Genomic DNA, 2,896 nt, shown 5'->3' on the forward strand with positions numbered 1-2,896 from the left:
CCAAACTATTTTTATATCACACCATGAAAACTAAAGAAGCTCAGACTCTTTGAGTAACCGGACAATCTCAGTATGTTTAAACTTCCTATCAAGCCATCCTTTGCTGAAATGCCCACCAGGAAGCTTAGCCTTCTGCCCATCAGCTAAGCTATGCGCAGCTCCCAGAAGCACTCGCACATCAAAAGTGGAGTTATAAACTTCCGGCACACCTCGCTCAATACCCAGCAGGGAATACACCGATTCCATCGCAGTACGCACTGAATACTCAGTAGTAAAAATGCAATCCCTAGTGGCAGACTGGGCGAATTGACCAATAAAAGCAAAGTTCTTTGAACCATCAGGGACAACAGCAGGGCGGTCAGTATGCTTACGTGGCATAAAGAAGGAAGTCACATAAGGCATCATCACGGGGACACACTGAGCTCCAGTGGCTGCTAATTCTGCAATCTCGTCTTCTGGAACTCCCATGTGATAGAGCCATTCCTGAACAATCTCTTCGCCAGTGGATTCTTGTAAGGTCTTCCCTACATAATCGCCAGGAACATCATTGTATAAACCATAGAACCAGACAACTATCTGATCTTTAGGCTGGTTCTTGAAATGAGGTTGACGATTAACTGTCCAAGACAGGAGCCAGCTTGAATCTGTTGCCGTTACAATCCCACCGGTAACAACACGACCACTGTAGGGATTGCGATGGCTAATCTTCTCAATATAGCGAGGAATACGCTCATCTAAAGTAGTAATAGTAGCTGATTCCCATTTTGTCTGGTCTATATTCGAGCAGAAGACCTCCGGACGACCAAAGCTGGAGTCCTTGAGGGCAATCTTCTTCCATAAATCCCACGCTGGTGCTGGCCCCTTATTGAGTTGAGCCGGGGTATGATGATCGCCTTCATCGGAATTATCCACGAGGGAGCCAATGGTGAGAAAAAGAAGATCATCATCGCTCAGATTAATCACACGCTTTTGTTGGTGATCCAATAAATTGAAAGACACAGCACGTTTTGTGCCTTTGTGGGGGTCATTTGCGAAATCAACATCGGTTACTTCGGAATCATAGCTAAACTGCACGCCTTGCTCCGAAAGCCATTTGACCAGTGGAAGAGTCAATGATTCGTATTGGTTATATTTAGTGAACTTAAGGGCAGAGAAATCTGGCAGTCCGTCAATATGATGAATAAAGCGATGTAGATAGAGCTTCATTTCTAAGGCTGAGTGCCAGGTTTCAAAGGCGAACATGGTTCGCCAATACATCCAGAAGTTACTGCTGAAGAACTCTGAAGAAAACACTTCGTCAATACGTTTGTCTTGTAGAGAGTCAGTGTCAGCTAGAAAAATCTTCATGAGCTCTTTTTGGGCTTTGTTGCTCAGCGTGAATTTGCCGTTGGTTGGCCAGGATTTACCTTGCTCATGGGTGGCTCGGCAGAGTGAGTAATTGGGGTCATCTTTATTGAGCCAGTAAAACTCGTCAAGTACACTTGCTCCTTCTATCTCTAGAGAGGGGATTGAGCGGAATAAATCCCAGAGGGTTTCAAAGTGATTTTCCATTTCTCGGCCACCGCGAATAACAAAGCCTTTTTCTGGTCTCTCGATGCCATCAAGTGCGCCTCCGAGTAACCTTGATTTCTCGTAGATTGTAATGCGAGAGCCATCCATGCGCCCGTCTCGGATGAGAAAGCCAGCCGTCGCTAGTCCCGCTAATCCTCCCCCGACGATATGGGCAGTTTTCGTTTCTACTCCTTCTGGCTTACGCGGCTGGGCAAAAGCCTCATAGTTCCCTGCAGTGAGTTGCATGTTTATCATCTACTTTCACACTCGCCCTTGGATAGGGCGTTGATTTTTGTGGCGCCAGCAATAATTTGTTCAATCTGGCGGATTAATTCTCGCTGACATTCATCGGGATTGTTGGTTCGGCCGATACGTGTCAAAGCAAGCTGAAAAGTGGCGAAGATGGATCGAGCTGCACTGTCGGCATTTTCTTGGCTGAGGGTTTGGTCTTGTTCTTGTGCGAAGGTTAATAAGGTGGAAGAAATCGTGTTTTCGAAGGTGTCGATCATCTTCAGTCCTTCGTCGCGGTATTTTCCGTCAGCGCCGAATAGAAGTTCTCGTTGATATACGAGAGTGTTTTCTAGCTCTTGGGTTGAGAGTTCAAAGGCAGGTTGAACCATGGCTAATACGGCTTTTAGGGCTGTGTCCTGTCCAAGTGCGTCTGTATATCCGCATTGAAAGATGTGCTCAAATTTTTTGTTGAAAACCATCAGCAGTAGTTCACTTTTGGTAGCGGCGTAGCGGAACAATGTGCCTGATGCGATGTTGACTTGTTTGGAGATGCTTTGGGTCGTCACGGCATGGAAGCCGTGTTCGGCAAAGAGTGCGGAGGCTACTTTCAATATTGATTCGAGGGTGGCTACGCGATTGATTTCTCTTAACCCCATGGTTGACCTTTACCTAAATAATGAGTTTACTCATTTATGAGTATACTCATTATTTTGTAGATGGCTAGGGATTCTGAGTTTTTCCCTGAAGGTAATTGATTTCAATATCTCGACTTCTAGAGAAGAAACCAGCCTGCCCCATCCTGCCGGGATACCCCAATATTGTGAATAACCAACAGGGAGGAGCAGAATACATTTTCCAGGAGAAATTTCACAATAACGCTGATATTACAGCCGCTGTCCCTCAGGATCTCCCCGACGTTCAGGGAGCACCTGGTCAGTATGTGGTGGTGGCTCGATCGGGCTCTATGCGTCAAGCTGGGGGCTCTGGTCTGGAACTGTGGGTACCTTTTTGGTTACTCCGGAAGGTAATTGGGGTGAAACTGATCCTTCAATGATTCACCGTGACAGGTAGTGAGCTATGTTTTGGTGTTTTAGTGTATGGCTGAAGTTAGTCC

2 protein-coding genes are annotated in these 2,896 nt (G+C 46.2%); both read right to left on the reverse strand.

Features of this window, described 5'->3' with window-relative positions; all coding sequences use genetic code 11:
* Positions 1 to 30 precede the first annotated feature (30 nt).
* A complete protein-coding gene (locus HF984_RS11190) occupies positions 31 to 1,797 on the reverse strand; it encodes an oleate hydratase (RefSeq protein WP_168615729.1) in 1,767 nt (588 codons plus the stop codon).
* A gap of 5 nt (positions 1,798 to 1,802) precedes the next feature.
* Positions 1,803 to 2,438, reverse strand: coding sequence for a TetR/AcrR family transcriptional regulator (locus HF984_RS11195; RefSeq protein WP_168615730.1), 636 nt, complete (start codon positions 2,436 to 2,438; stop codon positions 1,803 to 1,805).
* Positions 2,439 to 2,896 lie beyond the last annotated feature (458 nt).

The organism is Rothia terrae, assembly GCF_012396615.1.
GTDB classification, from domain to species: Bacteria; Actinomycetota; Actinomycetes; order Actinomycetales; family Micrococcaceae; genus Rothia; species Rothia terrae.